This window comes from Caballeronia sp. LZ033 (assembly GCF_031451265.1).
Classification (GTDB): domain Bacteria; phylum Pseudomonadota; class Gammaproteobacteria; order Burkholderiales; family Burkholderiaceae; genus Caballeronia.
The window spans coordinates 193700-210074 of sequence record NZ_JARUXQ010000003.1; the positions used below are offsets into that span (position 1 = coordinate 193700).

The following is a 16375-nucleotide window of genomic DNA, read 5'->3' on the forward strand; positions in this document are numbered from 1 at the left end:
TTCGGATCGCTACATGTGTATATGTCCCTTCGAATCGCATGCTGCTATTCTGATTTGATCGGCATGCAGCAGCATTCGCGGACAGTGGAATTTCTGACCGGGCATCGTCATGAAATCGTCAGGTTTCGGGGTGCGCAAGTTCAGATCGGCGGCTCAGGAACGGGCGTTCAGGAAAGACTATGCGCGCCGTTTCTCTGCGCAGCGCCTGTTGGCCATTGCCATCTTTACCGCGTTGTGGATTCTGTTTTCCGTCATCGATTCGCGACGCCTCGACGTGCTCGATCCCGCGCATCTGCACCATGCCGAAATCCTGCTGTTGAGGACAGGCGGCGCAATCGGCATGCTGATTCCCGTCGTGCTCTGGACGCCGCGCGCACTCGACGAACGCTGGGCTGTCGGCTTGCTGAGTCTCTGGACATTCAGCAGCTGGTTTTCCGTCGTGCGCTTGCTGGAGATCTATGTCGGCAACTTTCCGTGGCGTGAAGCCTATTCGATCCTGACGCTTACGCTGTTCATGGTCTTCACGGCTTTCAGGCTTCGCGCGATCACGGCGGCGTGGCTCATAGGAACCTGTGTCGCGGCCTATCTGCTGATGCTGCTTTTCGCGCCTCCCGACGAGAAGCCCGGCTGGCATCCCGAGGCAGCGCTGGGTCACGGCGTGGTCATCGTCATGACTTATGTGATCGGCGTGATCGTGAGCATTCCGCTCGAACGCGCGGCACGGCGCGAATTCATCTATCGGCGTAACCTGCGCGCGGCCCGGGCGCGTGTCGAAGCGGCCTCGCGCGCGGTCAACGAGCAGAATCAGCGCATGCAGGCGTTGCTCAAGGAAAAGGAGCGGTTCTTCTCAGCGGCCTATCACGACATCCAGCAGCCGCTCGCCGCAATCAATCTCTTCATACGCAGTGCGCGAGCCCGGATCAAGGACGGAGAGGCGGCAGAGCGGGATCTCGCGGTGGTGGAGGAAACAGCTTCCGACATTCTCGGCATGTTCAAGGACATCCAGGACTACAGCGAGCTGGGGATGTATGTGCCGCGACTGACGCCTGTCAGCACGCACGACCTGCTGACCGAAGTGGTCGAACAATTCCGCGAGGCGGCGCGTTTGCAGGGAATCGGCCTTGCAATCAGCGCGCGCCGGCAGCATCCGCCCTTCATCGAAACCGACCGCCTGCTGTTCAAGCGCGCCCTGTCGAATCTGGTGTCGAACGCAATCAAGAACACGAAGTCAGGCGGCGTCGTGCTCGGCTGGGTACGGCTCGGCGACCGGCTGCGCATCGATGTGCGCGACACGGGAATCGGCATCGCGCAGGTGCATCGCGAGGCGATCTTTGCCGAGTATTTCCAGATCAACAATCCGGGTCGCGACCGCTCGAAGGGACTGGGGCTGGGGTTGTCGATCGTGCAGCGTGTAATCCGCATCCTGCCGGGACATGAGATGAGCTTCGCCTCGGTGGAAGGGCGCGGGTCGCGCTTCTCGCTCTACGCAAAAATATCCGAAGCGAAGCCCGCGGCGTGCGCGAGCGAGACGGCCATCCCAGCCAACGCGCCCGATCTCGACGGCCTCTACGTGCTGCTGTGCGACGACGAACCCGCCGTGCTCGAAGGTCTGCGGCGTCTGCTGTCGAGCGCGGGCGCACGCGTGGATGCGGCTGAATCGATGGCGGGCTTCGAAGCCATCCTCGCCGATGACTCCCGCATCCCCGATCTCATCGTGACCGATATCCGCCTGCGCGACGGCGTCACCGGCACGGACGTGGCGCAGCGGATCCGTCGGCACTTCGCATGGACGGGAAAGATCCCCGTTGCCTTCATCACCGGTGAGTTGCTGTCCGATCACGTCCTCCAGGACTTCCCGCAACCGTTCCTGCTGTTGCGCAAGTCGTCCGCGCCTGCGGCTCTGCTGGCGTCGATCAGCGAATACGTCACGGCCCGGCGGCGGGTCAATGTCGATCTGGCGAAGGATGCGTGACCGGCGGCACGCCGAGCGTGATGCCCTTGTCGGCCATCATGACGATGAGTTCGGTCCGTCGCCGCACGTCGAAGTGCGCCAGCAGGTGGCTGATGTACTTTCGCACCGTGATGTCTTCGAGTCCCATCTTCGCGGCAATGGCCTTCGACGGCAGACCGCGTACGAGCCATGCAAGCGTTTCGAATTCCCTGGGCGTGAGTCCGAAACCTGGCGCGTCCCACGGCGCGTGTGCTTCCTGCACTGGCGGCTCCGGCTCCTGACCGGCTTCGAACGCGCGTCTCATGCCGGCGATGCTCACGGCCGGCAGGAACACGCCCCCTGAGAGCACGGCGCCGATCGCGGCATGCAGCGCCGAAGGCGAGGACGACTTCGGCACATAACCCATCGCGCGCAGTTCGATGCAGCGGCTGACCGTCTCCACGCGTTCATCGGCGGAGATCACGACCACGGGCAAGGCAGGCCGCGCGTCCTTCAGGCGGACGAGGCCCTCGCAGCCGTGGCCGTCAGGCAGTTCGAGATCGAGGAAGACGATGTCCGGATGATCCTGCGTCGCGAGCTGCATGCCTTGCGCCAGGGTGCTGGCATGCAGCAGCTCCACATCGGGAAAGCGCTCCGTGACGAGCAATGCGAGCCCGGCTCTGAAGAGTGCGTGATCGTCGATGAGCAATACGCGCATCGCATCGTCTCCCGTTCACACGTGCGAGTTATCCCGAAGCTCAAAGCATGGTACACGCGCTTGGCGGTGCCGGCAGGACGATGTGCTGGTCCATGCCGCATGCAGATCGGGACCAGGACGTCGCTGGTCCGCCGCCGCTGTGCCGAAATCGTTATCGGCGCGGGTGTGTTCGACCAAGACCGCGCAGTGGCCCTTGCTTATGATTTTCGCCATGAAAACACTCTCTCATATCGACATCGTCGATTCGCATACCGGCGGCGAACCCACGCGCCTCGTGCTCTCCGGCGGTCCCGATCTCGGCCGGGGGCCGCTCGCAGAACGGCTCGCGATCTTCCAGCGCGACTTCGACCGCGTGCGCGAAGCGGTCGTCAACGAGCCGCGCGGCTCGGACGTGATGGTCGGCGCGCTGCTGTGCGAACCGCACGATCCCTCGTGTTCGGCGGGCGTGATCTTCTTCAACAACGTCGGCTATCTCGGCATGTGCGGTCACGGGACCATCGGCCTGATTGCCTCGCTCGCGCATCTCGGCAGGATCGCGCCGGGCATGCACCGGATCGAGACGCCGGTGGGCGTGGTCGAAGCCGAACTGCACGACGACGCCAGCGTGACCGTGCGCAACGTGCCCGCGTATCGCTATCGGGCCGACGTGGCGCTCGATGTGCCGGGCGTCGGGCGCGTGCATGGCGACATCGCGTGGGGCGGCAACTGGTTCTTCCTCGTCGCCGATCATGGCCAGGCGCTCGATTACGCACGCGTGGAAGCGCTCACCGACGTCACGTGGGCCATCCGTGCCGCGCTCGAAGCGAACGGCGTGACGGGCGCAGACGGAGCGGTCATCGACCACATCGAACTGTTCGCGGATTCGCCCACGCCCGGCATCGACAGCCGCAATTTCGTGCTCTGTCCCGGCAAGGCCTACGACCGTTCGCCCTGCGGCACGGGCACGAGCGCCAAGATCGCGTGCCTCGCGGCGGACGGGCTGCTCGCGCCGGGCGTGTCGTGGCGGCAGGAGAGCATTGTCGGCAGCGTGTTCGAGGCAAGTCATGAGCGCGACGACACGCTCGCGCCGGGCTTCATCCGGCCCAGCATTCGCGGCACCGCGCACGTGAACGCCGAAGCGCGGCTGATTTTCTCGAACGACGATCCGTTCGCATGGGGCATCCGCACATGACCATGAGTGCCGGGTCGGGGCTTCGGCATCCGGATGTGATCGTGGTGGGCGCGGGCATTGTCGGGGCGGCGTGCGCGCATGAACTCGCGCTGCAGGGCGCGAATGTGCTGGTGCTGGATCGCGCGGGCATCGGCGGCGGCGTGACGGCGGCGGGTATGGGCCACGTCGTGGTCATGGACGATACGCCGGCCGAGTTTGCGCTCTCTTCGTGGTCGCGGCGCTTGTGGCTCGATCTCGCGCCGCGCCTCGATGCGCGTCAGGCGTTCGTGCGTTGCGGCACTGTCTGGGTGGCCGCCGACGACGAGGAATACGACCTCGCCGCGGAACGCCGGGATGCGTTGATGCGTCAGGGTATCGCGTGCGAGATGCTCGACGCACGGCAGTTGCGCGACGCGGAGCCGTTTTTGCGGGACGGCTTGCGCGGCGGCATGATCGTCCCCGACGATGCCGTGGTCTACGCGCCCTCGGCGGCCGCGTGGCTGCTTGGCAATGTATCGGACATGGGCGCGTCGTCGGGGCATGGAAGCATTGCTTGCCGGACTGGCGCGCAGGTCGCGCGGCTTACTGGCGAAGGCGTGATGCTCGCCGATGGCGAACAGCTTCGCGCGGGCGCAGTGCTGCTTGCCAACGGCCTGCAGGCCACGGAACTGCTGCCCGATCTGCCGATGCAGGCCAAGAAAGGGCATCTGCTCATCACCGACCGCTATCCAGGCACCATCCGCCATCAGATTCTCGAACTGGGCTACATCAAGAGCGCGCACAACACGACGGGCACCTCAGTGGCGTTCAATGTGCAGCCGCGTCCGACCGGGCAGTTGCTGATCGGTTCGTCGCGACAGTTCGACAGCGTCGATCCGGCCATCGAGCCGGCCATTCTGGCGCGCATGCTGCGGCGCGCAAGCGAGTATCTGCCGCAACTGGCGACGCTCAACGCGATCCGCGCGTGGACCGGTTGCCGGCCCGCCACAAGCGACGGTCTGCCGCTGATCGGTCCGGCGGATGGTGCGCAGACCGTGCCGCTGTGGCTCGCGACGGGTCATGAAGGGCTCGGCGTGACGACCGCGCTCGGGACCGCGAAGCTGATTGCCGCGCAGATGACGGGCGCGCAGGCAGACGTGGCGATCGATGCGACGCCTTTCCTGCCGTCGCGCTTCGGCGATACGCGTTCCGTGCAAGGGGTCAGCGAGGGGGTCGCGCATGTCTGAAACGCAGTTGACGGTGCTCATCGACGGACATCGTGTCAGCGTCGCGCGCGGCAGTTCGGTCGCGGCGGCGGTGGCGCTTGCGGCCGGCGGCGCGAATGCGGTCACGCGACGCTCGGTGAGCGGCGCGGCGCGGGGTCCGCTGTGCGGCATGGGCGTATGCCAGGAATGCCGGGTCACGATCGACGGCGTGCGGCACAGACTCGCCTGCCAGACGGTGTGCGCACAGGACATGTCGATCGAGACGGGACACTGACTGGGATGAAGTACGACATTCTGATCGTCGGCGCGGGGCCGGCGGGATTGCAGGCGGCACGTGTAGCGGCCGAGGCGGGCGCGAAGATCGCGCTCGTCGATGACAATGCGTTGCCCGGCGGCCAGATCTGGCGGCAGGGACCGAACCATCCCGCGAAGGGCGCGGCGCGAACGGCCATCGATACGCTCACGCGCTCCGGCAACGTCACGCATCTCGGCGGGACTCGCGTGGTGCAGGGATTGCCCGAGCGACAGCTTCTCGTCGAGGATGCATCGAGCGGCTACCGGATCGGCTATGAAAAGCTGATCGTGGCTACCGGCGCACGCGAGCGCTTTCTGCCGTATCCCGGCTGGACGCTGCCGGGCGTGACGGGCGCGGGCGGATTGCAGGCGCTCATCAAGGGCGGCGTGCCGGTGCAGGGCGAGCGGATCGTGATTGCCGGAACCGGACCGTTGCTCTGGGCAGCGGCAGTGACCGCGCGGGAGCAGGGCGCGCAGGTGGCGGCCATTGTCGAGCAAGCCGCTCCGGGTGACGTGAGACGCTTCGCCATGGGGCTGGCAGGCACGCCTGCGAAGCTCGTCCAGGCGTTGCGCATGCGCTTCGATCTGCGCGCGACACCTTATTACTGCGGCGCTCACGTTGCTGAAGCGGAAGGCCAGTCACACATCACGCACGCGCGCATTCGGCGTGGCAATGAAGACATAAGAATCGCATGCGACCGGCTTGCGTGCGCATACGGTCTGGTGCCGAACACGCAGACCGGACTGGCGCTCGGTTGCGAACTGATGACCACGATGGACGGCACGACTGCCTTGCAGGTCGACGAATGGCAGGCGAGCTCGGTGCCGCATGTCCTTGCGGCAGGCGAATGCACGGGCGTGGGCGGCATGGAACTCGCCGCGCTCGAAGGCCGGATCGCGGCGCATGCGGCGCTCGATCAGCGCGACCACGCGCAAGCACTGTTCGGTCAGCGCGCACGCTACCGGCGTTTCGCTCGACGCCTGCACGAAGCCTTCGCGCTCGATCCGTCACTGCGCGCACTCGCGGCTCCCGACACGATCCTGTGCCGTTGCGAGGACGTCCGCTTCGGCGAGGCGGCGCAGTATCGGACGTGGCGGGACGCGAAGTTGCAGACACGCTGCGGCATGGGTCCGTGCCAAGGCCGGATCTGCGGCGAGGCCGCTGCGTTCTGCTTCGGCTGGGGACCGGAAGGACAGCGTCCGCCGTTCTCGCCCGCGCGCATCGAGACCTTGCTCGAAGCATGATGCGTGCGATGACCGAAGGCATAATCGCCGCGCCAGATGCTGCTGAAGACCCGGCTCGATGCCGCGTCGCGACTGCTTGCCAGCGACGACAGCATCACCGGCGTCGCCACGCAGTGCGGCTATAACGACCACAGCGCCTTCACGCGTCAGTTCAAGGCGACGGTGGGCATCACGCCGAGTCAGTACCGCGCGCTGCTGCGCACCGCCGAGCGTCGCCAGGGGCCACGAAGGCCACGCGCCACTGTGCCGATTTCGTCTTTTCGTGGCGCGAATGCACGCAAGCCGCAGGCCTTTTGATTGGCGATACTTCAGATCATGGCCGAGGGCATGAAGCCGCCGCCGAAACGTCACGCAGGCACGCCCTCCATGCAGAATCATTCAACGTCCAGAGGAAGCACATGAGCAAGAACATTTTCACGGGTGCCATTCCGGCGCTCATGACGCCGTGCACGGCCGAGCGCACGCCCGACTACGACGCACTCGTCGCTAAAGGGCGCGAGCTCGTCGGCCTGGGCATGAATGCCGTCGTCTACTGCGGCTCGATGGGCGACTGGCCGCTCCTGACCGAAGCGCAGCGCCAGGAAGGCGTGGCGCGCCTCGTGGCCGCCGGTGTGCCGACCATCGTCGGCACGGGCGCGGTGAACTCGAAGGAAGCGGTGTCGCATGCGGCTCACGCAGCCAAGGTCGGCGCACACGGGCTGATGGTCATTCCGCGCGTGCTGTCGCGCGGCGCATCGGCGGCTGCGCAGAAGGCGCATTTCTCCGCGATCCTCGAAGCAGCTCCCGCGCTTCCGGCCGTGATCTACAACAGCCCGTACTACGGTTTCGCCACGCGCGCTGACCTGTTCTTCGAACTGCGCGCGAAGTACCCGAATCTGATCGGCTTCAAGGAATTCGGCGGCGCCGCGGACATGCGTTATGCCGCCGAGCACATCACCAGCCAGGACGACACCGTCACGCTGATGGCAGGCGTCGATACGCAGGTCTTCCATGGCTTCGTCAACTGCGGCGCCACGGGCGCGATCACCGGTATCGGCAACGCGCTGCCGCGTGAAGTGCTGCTGCTGGTGGACCTGTGCGGCAAGGCGGCGAAGGGCGATGTCACCGCGCGTCGCCAGGCGCGCGAACTCGAGGCGGCGCTCGCCGTGCTGTCGTCGTTCGACGAAGGAACCGATCTGGTGCTGTACTACAAGTATCTGATGGTGCTCAACGGCGACAAGGAATACACGCTGCACTTCAACGAAACCGATGTGCTCAGCGAAGCCCAGCGCCGCTATGCCGAGACGCAGTATGAGCTGTTCCGCAAGTGGTTCGCGGGGTGGTCGAAGGAAGTGATCGCCTGACGGGTAGCCCGCCCGCTGCCGAACGATCCCGGCACGGGCTCATTCCGGAAAGGGCAGTTCGACCTGCCCTTGCGCGCGATTTTCAAAGACGTTCAAGGTCATCGCGACCAGCGTGTAGTAACCGAGCAAGCCGGTCAGGTTGACCACGGTCACATGGCCGAACCGCGCGACGGTCCGCTCGTAGGTCTCATCGGACACCCGGCGCGTCTCGTTCAATTCCCTTGCGAAGGTGTGGATCAGGCGATCGTCGTCATCGTCGAAGGCCGGAGCCGTTCCCTGGCGAAGCGCTTCGGCTACGTGGGCGGGCAGGCCGGCCTTCAGCGCGATCGGATGGTGAATGTGCCACTCGGCCTGCGAGCGCCAATGCGCCGCTACCGCCAGAATAGCCAGCTCCGAGAGCCGCAACGGCAACCCCGTTTCATAACGGCAGAATGCGCCGAGCCGCTGCGCGTGGCTGGCCAGCGCCGGACTGTGGATCCAGCTCAGGAACGGGCCATCCAGATTGCCGCGCGGACCGTTCTCGATCTCGTCGAGAACGGCGCGCTGTGGTGCGCTGGCGGCGGTCCGGTCGAACGCGGGAAGACGTTTGCTTGTCATGGAGCGGTTTTCCTTTGATGGCCGCACGGACGACGCGTCAGTGCATGGGCTCGCCTTCGAGCCGATGCGTCGGCAATTCGCCGGGCGATGCCGTGCGGCCGGCGGGCAGTGCGAAGCTTGCGATCAAGGCGATGCCGCAGGCCCCGATCACGAAGTAAGCCGGCGCGGCGAGCGAGCCGGTTTCGCGAATCAGCATGGTCGCCAGCAAGGGCGCGAAGCCGCTGAACACGAGCACCGACGCGTTATACGAGAGCGCGATGCCGCTGAATCGTACCTGGGTGGGAAACTGGTCGGCAAGCACGGACGCCCAGGTTCCGCTGGCGAGCGAGAACACCACGCCTGCGAGCACGAACAGCACCATCAGGTTGACCGTGTGGCCGACGAGCGCCTGATAGAACGGATAGCTCAAGAGCACAAGCAGCGCGGCCGAGGCACGCAGGAGATGGCGGCGCGGCACCTTGTCTCCCAGCCAGCCGGCGGCGAGCAGCCCGAACGAGCTGACGATCAGATAGGCATTCTGCGCGAGCGCCGCGGTCTTCGGTGCATAGTGAAGCTGCTGCACCAGATAGGCCGGCATGTGTCCGTACAGGATGCCGTTGACGCCGGCCATTACCGCGATGGTGAGCGCCGCGGCCGTGACCGCCTTGCCGTGATGCCGCAAGGTTTCGCGAAACGGCTGCCGGTTCACGGCGCCATGCATTCTCCTGAACTCGGGTGATTCGTCGAGATTGCGCCGCATCCACCACGAAGCGATCCCGCACACTCCGCCGAACAGGAACGCGACGCGCCAGCCGTACGCTGCTGCATCTGCGCTCGACAGCACCGTCTGGATGACGAGATTGACGATCGTCGCGAGCAGCACGCCCACGTTGACGGCGCAGATGATGATGCCTGCCGCAAGACCAGCCCGTCGCGGCGCGGCCTCCACCGCATAGGTGATGGCGCCGGGCATTTCCCCGCCGACGCAGAAGCCCTGGATCATGCGCAGCACGATCAGCGCGATCGATGCCGTGATGCCCCAGCTCTGGAAGTTCGGCAACACCCCGAGGCAGAGGGTCGCGGTCGTGACCACGATGATGGAGCCGATGAACACCGGGCGGCGGCCGAAGCGGTCGCCCCAGCTGCTCAGCACGATGCCGCCGAGCGGGCGGATCACATAGCCGATCGCCAGCACGGAAAACGCGGCCAGCATGCTCAGCAGCGCGGACGCGTTCGGGAAGAACTGCGCCGCGATGTGATGGGCGAAGAATCCGTACACGATGAAGTCGTAGAACTCCAGCGAGCCGCCGAGGCTCGCGATGAGGATCATCTTCCACTGCGCGCGCGACAGTCCCGGCGCGGGCGCGCCGCCGGTCTCGCCGATGGGATTGCGGGTTGTCTCCATGATTTCTCCGTAAGACTGGCTTCTGTGTCCAATGCACGACGTGCACAAAATGCGCGATGCGTTCAGGCGTGTTCCATGCGATACCGCGGCAAAGCGCGGGCGAGCAGACCGTCCACGGCCTGCAGGTCCGGTGCGACGCCGAACACGTAACGGTCGGGCCGCAGCAGCACGGCGACCGCGCCTGTCGCTGCGAGCCAATCGCGCACCGGAGCCGCGTTGCTCTCGACGAGCACGAGGTCCGCCTGCGCCGCCGGTTCGTGCAGATCCGGGCAGGCGGCGAGCACGCCCGGCAGCGCGACCAGCGCGAAGCGATAACCGACCGTGTCGTCGAGCAGCCGGCCGTCGTCGAGGCGAGGCTGCGGCGCGACGTGCCCTGCAGTGCCCGATGCGTCCTCCTGCCACGCGCCGGGTCCAAGCTGCGGTTGCGGCGTGACGAAACGGCGGATGGCGTCGGCCATGTCGCGGTCCCGGGCATTCGCCAGATCGGGATGCGTCATCTGGATCACGGCGCCGAGTTGCACGGCGGTTTCGATGAACTCGCGCACATGTGGCGAGCGTTCCGATTCATAAGTGTCTAGCAGGGATTCGGATGCTTCGCCGCGCAGCACGGCGCCGAGTTTCCACGCGAGATTCGATGCATCGCGAATGCCCGCGGCCATGCCCTGCCCCATGAAGGGCGGCGTCTGGTGCGCCGCGTCGCCTGCCAGAAGCAAGGCGCCGCGCCGCCAGCCGCGAGCGACGACGGAATGGAACGTGTAGAGCGCCGAGCGTTCGAGCCGCGCATCGGCAGGCGTGACCCAGCGCGCCAGTTTGTCCCACAGCCAGTCGGAGGAAGAGAGCTGCGCGGGGTCGTCGTCGGGCATCACCATGATTTCCCAGCGACGCCGGTTGCCAGGACCGCGCGTGTAGGTGCACGGGCGGGCCGGGTCGCAATACTGGATCGAGTAGTCGCCGAGATCGGGGCGGGGCGCGTCGAGCATCACGTCCACCACGACCCAGCGTTCGTGCGATTTCAGATCGGTCAGTTCGGTGCCCATGAAGCGCCGCGCAATGGAACGTGCGCCGTCGCAGCCCACCACATAACGCGCAGTGGCGCGGCCGAACCTGCCGCAACTCGTGTCCTCGAAGCGCAGCTGGATCCCTTCGGCGGTTTCGTCGAGCGCGAATACCTCGTGACGCAAGCGCACGTCAACGTTCGCCTGCCGCGCCAGACGGTCGCGCAGCGCGTTTTCGAGTTCGGGCTGATGAAACTTGTAGCTGGCGCACCAGCCGTGCGGTCCGATGCAGGTCGGACGCTGCCAGTCGATCAGCAACCGGCCCTGCGCGTTCACGAACTTCATGCCCGGACCGACGAACAGATTGGGCAGCAGCGCATCGGCGATGCCGAGGGTCTGGAAGACGCGCATGCATTCACCGTCGAAATGCAGCGCGCGAGGCAGCCCGAAGATGTCCTTGTCGCGCTCCAGCACGAGCACCCGCAAACCCTGGAGCGCGAGCAGGTTGCCCAGCGTGGCGCCGGTCGGTCCGAGGCCGATGATCGCGACGTCGTACTCGCACGTATGCGTGGGGATGATTTGATCTGCCATGTTCAACTCCGCCTGAAGAGACGCCGGGCGCATTTACGCTTCGTCCGCGACCGGATTGGACAGCACGCCGATGCGGTCCACTTCCACTTCCACGACATCGCCCGGCTTCATGAAAAGCGGCGGAGTCCGCTTCGCGCCGACGCCGCCCGGCGTGCCGGTCACGATCACATCGCCGGGAAAGAGCGGCGTGAAGGTCGAGAGATAGGCAATCTGTTTCGCGATGCCGTGAATCAGCATGTCGGTGGTCGCGCGCTGGACTTCCTGTCCGTTCAGGCGGGTGACGAGCGTCATCAAGGTGTCGGGGCCAAGCTCGTCGCTCGTGACCATCCACGGGCCGAAAGCGCCGGTGCGGTAGAAGTTCTTGCCCGGTCCCCATTGCGTGGTGTGGCGCTGCCAGTCGCGCACCGAACCGTCGTTGTAGCAGGCATAGCCCGCGATGTGATGCCACGCGTCCGCTGCGGCGATGCGCCGTCCACCGCGTCCGATGATCACCGCAATTTCGCCTTCGTAGTCGAACTGCTGCGACTCGGGCGGGCGCAGCATCGGTTGTCCGTGTCCAACCTGTGAGGCCGGCAGGCGCATGAAGATCACCGGCTGTTCGGTGGTCTCGCGATTCGTTTCCCGCACGTGCTCGGCGTAGTTCAGGCCCACGCAGAAGATTTGCTGCGGATTGGGAATGACGGGCAGCAGGCTAACGTCGGAGAGCGTGTAGTCAGGCGCACCGTCCTGCGCGGCGCGCGCCGCCTCGCTCAGTGCGTCGGCGGCAAGCAGCGCCTTGAGGTCGGCGAAGCGTCCGCCGAGACGCGCGCCCAGATCGAAGACGCCCTTGTCCCGCACGATGCCGAACGAGGAACCCTGCGAGGTCGAGAAGCTGACGAGTTTCATTGATGCTCCAGTGATAAAGAGGTTGGCTAAGCTGCTGGGCTTGTCGAAAAAACTTGTGCGGTTATCGTATTTTGAGAATAAACTGGATTTACCAAGCGAGACAACGGATTTTTCTTAAGGGTTTATCACTACTGGAGACGAAGATGGATGGGATCAAGCAGAAGCGGCCGGGACTTTCACTGAGCCACATGGGCTTTTACGTGAACGATCTGGCACGTCTCGAAGACTTTTATGCGCGCGTGCTGGAGTTCACCGTGACCGATCGCGGCACGTTGCAGACACCGAACGGCGAAGTGCGGCTGGTGTTCCTGAGCCGCGACCCGGCGGTGCATCACCAGATCGTTCTCGCGAGCGGACGGCCTGCGCATCTCGCGTTCAATCCGATCAACCAGATTTCGCTGGAGGCGGACAGCCTCGCCACGCTCAGGCGGTTTCATCGCCGGTTCAAGGAGGAAGCGCTCGAAGACATTCATCCGGTGACGCACGGAAACGCGGTGTCGATCTACGCGCGCGATCCCGAAGGCAACCGCCTGGAGTTGTTCATCGACACGCCGTGGTATGTCGACCAGCCCATGCGCGTGCCGGTCGACTTCAGCCTGCCGGATGCCGGACTGATGGCGGAAGTCGAGCGTCACGCACAGACGCTGCCGGGCTTTCGTCCGCGCAGTGTCTGGCAGGCCGAGATGGCGAAGCGCATGGGACTGGTGTGAAGGCGCGGCGCGCAGGGGCAGGGACGAAGGCAGCGCTCGCTATAATCCATTCACGTCCACGGGGTCCCTTGTCCAGATGTCGAGCATCACCAGACTCTTATCCATCCTCGAACTGTTTTCGGAAGCCAGGCCGTTTCTGTCGGCGGAAGACGTCGGGGCGGAACTCGATTGCTCGATTCCAACCGCGTACCGTTATGTCCGCGAGCTCGTCGATGCAGGCCTGCTCGTGCGGTTCGCGGGAGGCGACTATGGCCTGGGTCCGCGCATCATCAAGCTCGACTATCACTTGCGCATGTCGGATCCGCTGCTGGCGGCGGGTCAGCCGGTCATGCACGAGTTGAGCGAGCACACCGGTTTCGACATTGTGATGTCGCGCTGGTACGGGAACGAACTCGTGGACACGCATCGCGAGACGCACGATGCGTCGCTGGATCTCCGCTACGGCCGCGGGCGTCCGCGCCCGCTGTTCCTGGGCGCGGCGTCGAAGGCCATCCTGTCGACCTTTCCCAAGGCCAAGCTCGCGGCGCTGTTCGAGCACTACGCCGAAGACATCGCGCAAAGCGGCCTCGGCGATTCGCTCGACGCGTTTCGCGGCGCGCTGCTCAAGATTCGCCGGGCAGGCTTCTATTTGTCGAGGGACGAGCTGGAGACCGGCGTGTCGGCAGTGGGCTCGCCGCTGTTCACGGACGATTCGGGCGAGGCGGTCGCCGCGCTTGCGGTGATCGTGCCCACGCAGCGTCTGGAGTTCGTGAAGCTGGAGCGCATCGTCGAATCGGTCAAGGAGGCGGCCGCGCGGATTTCACAGCGCACGCGCGGCGTGATCGAGAGCCGGCAGGGCGCAGTGGAACAGCAGACTCGTAACCGCGTTTCGACGTAGTATCAGTCGAACCCGTTGACTGGAGCCCTTTCGTGAACACGACCATCAAGGCCATTGCATTCGGCATCGCCCTCCTTCCTGTGGTGTGCCACGCGCAGGCAGGCGGCTGCGACGCCAAGCGCCGTTCACTGGAGCAGGAGATTGCCTATGCCCAGGCGCATGGCAACAAGCAGCGCGTCGATGGACTGGAAACTGCGCTCGCGCAAATGAACGCGAATTGCACCGATGCCTTGCTCAAAGACCAGGCACAACGCAAGGTGACGCAGGCTCAGCAGAAGCTGGCCGAACGCGAGCGCGATTTGCGCGAGGCGAAAGCGGACGGCAAGAGCGCGAAGAAAATCGCCGAGCGTCAGAGAAAGGTCGATGACGCCCACGCGGATCTCGAACGCGCGCAGGCGGAAGCGGCGCAGTAACGTCCGCTGCCGGCGCGTGACGAGGCGATCGCTAATCGGGCGTCTTCATATCCAGCTCGAAGTGCGGCGCGTTGCGGCTTTCAAGCAGATGCAGGAAGCGATCCTGCGTCGCTCGCGCATGCGCAGGGAGATACTGCACCAGGGCCGCGCGATCCTTGCGTTTCACGATATCGATGATCTGCTCGTGTTCGCGCAGGTTCAGATCGAACTGTGCGTTCTGTTCGTCGGGCGTCGCTTCGGCTTCCATCTTGTAGAGATGCACCAGCAGCCGCCTGACATGACGGTGCGTCGATTGCGCGAACTCATAGAAGAAGCCGTTGCGCACGGCCTGATTCATCCGCATGTGAAAGCGCTCGTTCAGCGCGGTGATGTTGAGGAACGCGCGCGCTTCCACCTGCTTCACATACTGCGCCTGGATGGCTGACAGGTCGTCGGCCAGTCCCGGTTCGAACCGCATCAGTTGCGCGAGGATGTTCTCCGCCAGTTGATGCGCGACCAGAATCTCGCCGATCTCCTCGAAGTCCAGCTTGCGCACAAAGGTCCCGCCGCGATTCGGCAGGATATTCACGAAGCCTTCCGCCACCAGCCGGTTGACCGCCTCCCGCGCGGGCGTGCGGCCGAGCATGAAGTCGTTGAGCAGCATCGGTTCGTCGATACGGCTGCCCGGCGGAATCGACAAGTCGATGATGCGGGACCGGATGGCGTTCACCGCGGCATCGGTCTGGCTCATCGACGCTTCTCCCGCCGCGCCGTCGACGGCGTCTTCCGGCAAAGCCTGCACCTTCTCTTCACCCTTCTTTCGCGTGGTGGTCTTACGCGCGCTCTTCGCCGTTGCGGCACGTGTTCTGGGCATGAACCTGCTCTCCTGCGACAAATCGTCGGAATTTACATATACGGCAAGTATATAGAAATTCCGTATCGACCCGGAATCCGCGTCATGAAAGCCTTCGAGCGAGCCAGAAGTACGTTATTTTGAAAAGTATACGCCACGTATATTAGCGTGCTATGTTTGCTCCAACGGTGCTTCGGAGCGGCCTTCGAGGTGCGCTTGAACGCCGCTTCCACGACTCGAAGGACAGGGACATCGCATGACAGAAACCATTGAAGGCATCGAAACGCTCGTCGGACAAAAGGTCCGGCGCGACATCAGCCGTCTCGTGGCATTCGCCAGGGGCAACCTCGCCCGCGCGGCCGAGTCCATCGCGACGCATGCCTCGCCGCATGTCGGCATCGTGTGCGGATTCTTCGTGCGCCATGCCGAGCCGCCCTCGCCGGAAACCGACGGGCTCAACGGCATGGCGCAACTGGCCGCGGGTCTCGTGGAAGCGGGCATTCGCGTGACGGTCATCACCGATGCGCCCTGCGCCAAAGCCGCATGGGCCGTGACGAAAGTGCTGCCGGGCAAGGTGGGCCTTGAAGTCGTGGCGGTCGACGATTCGGCCGTGCGTGATCTCCGCGCGCGGCTCGAAGCGGCGGAGCATCCGCTCACGCATCTGGTCGCCATCGAACGCTGCGCGCTCGGCTCGGACGGACGCGCGCATCGCGAGCACGGATGGGACATCTCCGACGACACCGCCGCGCTCGACTATCTCTTCACCGATGAAGGCTGGACCGCGCCGTGGAAGACCATCGGCATCGGCGACGGCGGCAACGAGATCGGCATGGGCGTGTTGCCGAAGGAGATCGTCGAGCAGGACATTCCGAACGGGCCGCTGATCGCCGCGCGCACCCCGGCGGACTATCTGATCGTGTCGGGCGTCGCCAACTGGGGCGCCTATGGACTGCTGGGCGCGATCGCGGGCTTGCGGCCCGAACTCGCTACGCGCCTGCTGACGCACTTCAACGGCACCTTCGAACATCAGGTGCTGGAGGCCGCGGTGCAGGTCGGACAGGCCATCGACGACAGCCGTGTGGACCGGCTCGGACAGTTGCAGATGACGATCGATCGCCTGCCGCTGGAGGATCACGTGGCGATCATCGACGGCATCAGCGCGCTGGTCGCGCGCGGCGCGGCGTCGGGCGTCCCGGTCTGAGGCAA

16 protein-coding genes and 1 pseudogene are annotated in these 16375 nt (G+C 65.1%); 11 read left to right on the top strand and 6 right to left on the bottom strand.

What is annotated here, in order from left to right; translation table 11 throughout:
* Positions 1-109: 109 nt before the first annotated feature.
* Positions 110-1972: a hybrid sensor histidine kinase/response regulator gene (locus QCE62_RS22210; RefSeq protein WP_309923256.1), complete on the top strand. Its 1863-nt coding sequence runs from the start codon at positions 110-112 to the stop codon at positions 1970-1972.
* On the opposite strand, the gene QCE62_RS22215 is transcribed toward QCE62_RS22210, so the two are convergent.
* Positions 1944-2648, bottom strand: coding sequence for a response regulator transcription factor (locus tag QCE62_RS22215; RefSeq protein ID WP_309923257.1), 705 nt, complete (start codon positions 2646-2648; stop codon positions 1944-1946). The two genes, QCE62_RS22210 and QCE62_RS22215, sit on opposite strands and share 29 nt — an antisense overlap.
* A 211-nt stretch (positions 2649-2859) precedes the next feature.
* Here QCE62_RS22215 and QCE62_RS22220 point away from each other — a divergent pair, with 211 nt between their 5' ends.
* From QCE62_RS22220 to QCE62_RS22245, 6 genes and pseudogenes are all read left to right on the top strand, one after another.
* Positions 2860-3819: a 4-hydroxyproline epimerase gene (locus QCE62_RS22220; protein ID WP_309923259.1), complete on the top strand. Its 960-nt coding sequence runs from the start codon at positions 2860-2862 to the stop codon at positions 3817-3819.
* Positions 3820-3821: 2 nt separating this feature from the next.
* Positions 3822-5024 (top strand): FAD-dependent oxidoreductase, encoded by a 1203-nt coding sequence (locus QCE62_RS22225; protein ID WP_309925251.1) that lies wholly within the window; start codon positions 3822-3824, stop codon positions 5022-5024.
* Complete coding sequence (locus QCE62_RS22230) at positions 5017-5277, top strand: 2Fe-2S iron-sulfur cluster-binding protein (protein ID WP_309923260.1); 261 nt, start codon at positions 5017-5019, stop codon at positions 5275-5277. The genes QCE62_RS22225 and QCE62_RS22230 overlap by 8 nt, the downstream gene beginning before the upstream one ends.
* A gap of 5 nt (positions 5278-5282) precedes the next feature.
* On the top strand, positions 5283-6542 hold the full coding sequence (locus tag QCE62_RS22235) for an FAD/NAD(P)-binding oxidoreductase (protein ID WP_309923262.1): 1260 nt from the start codon (positions 5283-5285) through the stop codon (positions 6540-6542).
* A 24-nt stretch (positions 6543-6566) separates the two neighbouring features.
* Positions 6567-6839: pseudogene (locus QCE62_RS22240) on the top strand (helix-turn-helix domain-containing protein); the annotation flags it as partial.
* Positions 6840-6940: 101 nt separating this feature from the next.
* Positions 6941-7885 (top strand): dihydrodipicolinate synthase family protein, encoded by a 945-nt coding sequence (locus tag QCE62_RS22245; protein ID WP_309923264.1) that lies wholly within the window; start codon positions 6941-6943, stop codon positions 7883-7885.
* Positions 7886-7924: 39 nt separating this feature from the next.
* Here the strand turns inward: QCE62_RS22245 and QCE62_RS22250 are convergent, their stop codons facing one another.
* The 4 genes from QCE62_RS22250 to QCE62_RS22265 all read right to left on the bottom strand — a co-directional run bounded on the left by QCE62_RS22250 (position 7925) and on the right by QCE62_RS22265 (position 12337).
* Positions 7925-8482, bottom strand: coding sequence for a carboxymuconolactone decarboxylase family protein (locus QCE62_RS22250; RefSeq protein WP_309925253.1), 558 nt, complete (start codon positions 8480-8482; stop codon positions 7925-7927).
* A gap of 37 nt (positions 8483-8519) precedes the next feature.
* Positions 8520-9866, bottom strand: coding sequence for an MFS transporter (locus QCE62_RS22255; RefSeq protein WP_309923266.1), 1347 nt, complete (start codon positions 9864-9866; stop codon positions 8520-8522).
* A gap of 62 nt (positions 9867-9928) precedes the next feature.
* Positions 9929-11452, bottom strand: a complete 1524-nt coding sequence (locus tag QCE62_RS22260; protein ID WP_309923268.1) for a bifunctional 3-(3-hydroxy-phenyl)propionate/3-hydroxycinnamic acid hydroxylase — start codon at positions 11450-11452, stop codon at positions 9929-9931.
* Positions 11453-11485: 33 nt separating this feature from the next.
* Complete coding sequence (locus QCE62_RS22265; RefSeq protein WP_309923269.1) at positions 11486-12337, bottom strand: fumarylacetoacetate hydrolase family protein; 852 nt, start codon at positions 12335-12337, stop codon at positions 11486-11488.
* A 143-nt stretch (positions 12338-12480) separates the two neighbouring features.
* On the opposite strand from QCE62_RS22265, the gene QCE62_RS22270 reads away from it, so the two are divergent.
* The 3 genes from QCE62_RS22270 (at position 12481) to QCE62_RS22280 (ending at position 14337) form a co-directional block, all read left to right on the top strand.
* Positions 12481-13047 (top strand): VOC family protein, encoded by a 567-nt coding sequence (locus QCE62_RS22270; RefSeq protein ID WP_309923272.1) that lies wholly within the window; start codon positions 12481-12483, stop codon positions 13045-13047.
* A 76-nt stretch (positions 13048-13123) separates the two neighbouring features.
* On the top strand, positions 13124-13924 hold the full coding sequence (locus tag QCE62_RS22275) for an IclR family transcriptional regulator (protein WP_309923275.1): 801 nt from the start codon (positions 13124-13126) through the stop codon (positions 13922-13924).
* 32 nt (positions 13925-13956) lie between these two features.
* A complete protein-coding gene (locus QCE62_RS22280) occupies positions 13957-14337 on the top strand; it encodes a DUF1090 domain-containing protein (RefSeq protein WP_309923277.1) in 381 nt (126 codons plus the stop codon).
* Between the two features lie 31 nt (positions 14338-14368).
* Here QCE62_RS22280 and QCE62_RS22285 read toward each other — a convergent pair whose 3' ends face one another.
* Positions 14369-15190, bottom strand: coding sequence for a GntR family transcriptional regulator (locus tag QCE62_RS22285; RefSeq protein ID WP_309923278.1), 822 nt, complete (start codon positions 15188-15190; stop codon positions 14369-14371).
* Between the two features lie 235 nt (positions 15191-15425).
* On the opposite strand from QCE62_RS22285, the gene QCE62_RS22290 reads away from it, so the two are divergent.
* Positions 15426-16370, top strand: coding sequence for a glutamate cyclase domain-containing protein (locus tag QCE62_RS22290; protein WP_309923280.1), 945 nt, complete (start codon positions 15426-15428; stop codon positions 16368-16370).
* Positions 16371-16375 lie beyond the last annotated feature (5 nt).